The following is a 1,646-nucleotide window of genomic DNA, read 5'->3' as shown; positions in this document are numbered from 1 at the left end:
GTGTTTTAAAAACAACTGGTCTTCAGCAGCCACGGCAGCCCTTTTCATATTGTCGGACATGTCCTTGAAATCAACCCACTTTTTTTCTATCTTAAAAGATTTGCCTGCTGCTTTACGTTCAAAATTTCTTCCAATCATTAACAAGGTAATCGGTGGATTGATAAAACGATAGGCAAGTACCCATAAAATGCTAACCAATATGAACCAGATCAGGATTTTGCTCAGCAGGGAGCTTATTTTTTTGAGTAGTGGTTGTTTCCCTTTTGGAGAAACGCGTTTCTTTATTGCCATCGCTCAAAGCTAGCAAAAACATTATTCAGTTAAAGAAAGCAAATTATTAACAAGAGGGAAATTTGTATATTTACACCTTATTTATAGCTAAATAAAACGTCCTTAATCCATAGAATCAAATGAAATTCACTGCATCAAGACTCTCTGAAGGCAACAAAGCTTTCCCGGTAGAGATCCATTTAGAAGAGAACAATATAGAAATTAAAAAACCCGGTGTTTTTAGTGGCGATTCAAAGTATTTGAATTATGAAGACATTACGGCCATTGAAGTTGACTCACCGATGATTGGCTTTTCTACCATCAGGTTGTTCATTAATGGCAATAAAATAGAAGTTAAAGGTTTCTCTAAGAGTGACGTTAAAGAAATCAGGAAACTGATTGACGAAGGCCGCAGCCGCCGAAGAAAATAAAACCCCAAAAGGGCTTGTTAACATTAGCTTGTGGTTACCTAAACTGCATTTCTGAAGCAGCCCATCGATGATTGCATCAATCTTTCCCCTGCATCAGCATAAAAAGACATAAAAAAAGCGTCCTGAAATTCAGAACGCTTTTTTTATGCTTGTTGAAAAGAGCTTACTCAGCTACAACTTCGAAAGGAACTTTAACTTTCACTTCTTTGTGTAAGTTTAAGTTAGCGATATATTCACCAACAAATTTAGGTTCAGTTTCGAAAGTAATACGGCGACGGTCAACATCAAAACCTTGCTGTTTCAATGCGTCAGCAATCATAATAGTGTTTACTGCACCAAAAATCTTACCTGTTTCACCAGCTTTAGCACCGATAGATAACTTCACGTCAGTTAAACGTTCAGCAATACCTTCAGCATCTTTCTTAATTTTATCTTGTTTAAAAGCAGCTTGTTTTAAGTTTTCTGCTAATACTTTTTTAGCTGAAGGAGTAGCCAAAGCACCAAATCCTTGTGGGATTAAGTAGTTACGACCATATCCTGGCTTTACATTCACGATATCATCTTTTTCCCCTAGGGATTTGATATCTTGTTTTAAAATAATTTCCATGTTTCAGCTCCTATTTTAATTGGTCAGCAACGAAAGGTAACAAACCAATGTGGCGCGCACGCTTTACAGCCTGAGCCACTTTACGTTGGAATTTCAATGAAGTACCCGTTAAACGGCGAGGTAAAATTTTACCTTGATCATTGATGAATTTCAACAAAAAGTTTGCGTCTTTGTAATCAATATATTTAATACCATTTTTTCTGAAACGGCAATATTTTTTTCTGTTATCGTCCACTTTTGGAGCGGTAACATATTGTATTTGATCCTTAGCCATTATACTGCAGCCTCCTGTTTAGGTTTTTTGTTAAAAGCACCACTGCGTTTTTTCTCATTGTAAG

3 protein-coding genes and 1 pseudogene are annotated in these 1,646 nt (G+C 36.5%); 1 reads left to right on the top strand and 3 read right to left on the bottom strand.

Annotated elements, in window-relative coordinates:
* A pseudogene (locus ACR2F7_RS07615) lies at nucleotides 1-291 on the bottom strand (monofunctional biosynthetic peptidoglycan transglycosylase); the annotation flags it as partial.
* Nucleotides 292-410: 119 nt separating this feature from the next.
* Here ACR2F7_RS07615 and ACR2F7_RS07610 point away from each other — a divergent pair.
* Nucleotides 411-701 (top strand): hypothetical protein, encoded by a 291-nt coding sequence (locus tag ACR2F7_RS07610; protein WP_432712983.1) that lies wholly within the window; start codon nucleotides 411-413, stop codon nucleotides 699-701.
* Nucleotides 702-864: 163 nt separating this feature from the next.
* On the opposite strand, the gene rplI is transcribed toward ACR2F7_RS07610, so the two are convergent.
* The gene (rplI, locus tag ACR2F7_RS07605; RefSeq protein ID WP_339591612.1) at nucleotides 865-1,308 is read right to left on the bottom strand and encodes a 50S ribosomal protein L9; all 444 of its coding nucleotides are present in this window, start codon (nucleotides 1,306-1,308) and stop codon (nucleotides 865-867) included.
* A gap of 10 nt (nucleotides 1,309-1,318) precedes the next feature.
* Nucleotides 1,319-1,582, bottom strand: coding sequence for a 30S ribosomal protein S18 (gene rpsR / locus ACR2F7_RS07600; RefSeq protein WP_012780908.1), 264 nt, complete (start codon nucleotides 1,580-1,582; stop codon nucleotides 1,319-1,321).
* Nucleotides 1,583-1,646: the final 64 nt, after the last annotated feature.

It is taken from the genome of Pedobacter sp. (assembly GCF_045628745.1).
GTDB lineage: Bacteria > Bacteroidota > Bacteroidia > Sphingobacteriales > Sphingobacteriaceae > Pedobacter.
The sequence above is the reverse complement of the archived record's forward strand: the minus strand, read 5'-3'. Positions and strand labels throughout refer to the sequence as shown.